Origin of the sequence: Streptomyces sp. NPDC005803 (assembly GCF_040630435.1) — a bacterium.
Classification (GTDB): Bacteria; Actinomycetota; Actinomycetes; order Streptomycetales; family Streptomycetaceae; genus Streptomyces.
Genome location: NZ_JBEXXO010000093.1, coordinates 1 through 1034, shown reverse-complemented (window position 1 = coordinate 1034; position 1034 = coordinate 1). Strand labels below are relative to the sequence as shown.

Sequence of the window (1034 nt, the reverse complement as noted above, 5' to 3'; positions counted from 1 at the left end):
CGCGGCGGCGTTGGTCGTCTTGTTCAGGGCGTTGATCTGGGAGATCTGGCCCTTGGTGGCGGTAGAGAGTGCGGCAGCCGTTGCCCCGCCCGAGTCGACGCCGGCGGCCGCGATCTGCGCGATCAGATCCGCGGACAAGCCCTTGGTTTTGAGGGCCTGGAGCTGCGCCGCGAAGGCCGTGGCCTTCTGCATCTGGTCCTGCATCTTGTTGATGACGTCCTGCGAGGTGAGCGCAATGCCCTCCTGCGGCGCCTCCGTGACGATGGAGAACCCCTGCTTGATGCCGTCGGCTACAGACGCGACCTCGTCGGACCACTTCTTCTGGAGGTCGGTCAGGTTCTTCTGCGCCGTCTTGATCTTCGCGGCGACGCTGTCCCGTTTCGCCGCCAGCCCGCGCAGGATCTTGTCTTCCTTCTGGGCGTACGCCTGAAGCCTCTTGATCGTCTTCTCTTGGGCCTTGACCCAGCTGTTACTGACGCCCTTGGTGCCCTTGAGGTCGGCGACCTTGTTGTAGGTCTGCATCAGCAGCGTCTCGATGCGCTTCGTCGCCGTCTTGACCTTGGCCGTGGAGCCGGTGAGACCCTCGACCAGGCCCTGGTTGAGGTAGATACCGATCTGCCGGAACACCCGCGACGGCGAGTGAATACCGAGGACGCCCTTGATGCCGGACACGGCCCTCGAGCCGATGTTCCGCACCGTGTCGATCGCGGCCTGCGCCTTGGCCTCGACGCCGTGGATGAGACCCATGATCAGGTCGCGGCCGGCGGACAGCAGCAGACTGCCGAGGCGACCGAGTGCGGTCTTGATCCTGCCGGGCAGGCCCGTCAACCACGTGACCAACTCGGTCACCTTTGAGACCGTGGACGCCTTGAAGCGAAACCACGCGTCGAGGGCAGTCGCGACGATCTTGACTGCAAGGGATTTCAGTGCGGCCTTCGCCCGGCCAGGCAGACCGCCTACCCAGTTAATCAGGGACTTCCCGACTCCGACCGTGGCGTGGTACGCGGTGACGAAACCGGATTTGATCTTGTCCC

1 pseudogene is annotated in these 1034 nt (G+C 64.3%); it reads right to left on the bottom strand.

Features of this window, described 5'->3' with window-relative positions:
- Positions 1 to 1034, bottom strand: a pseudogene (locus ABZ454_RS38975) (hypothetical protein); the annotation flags it as partial.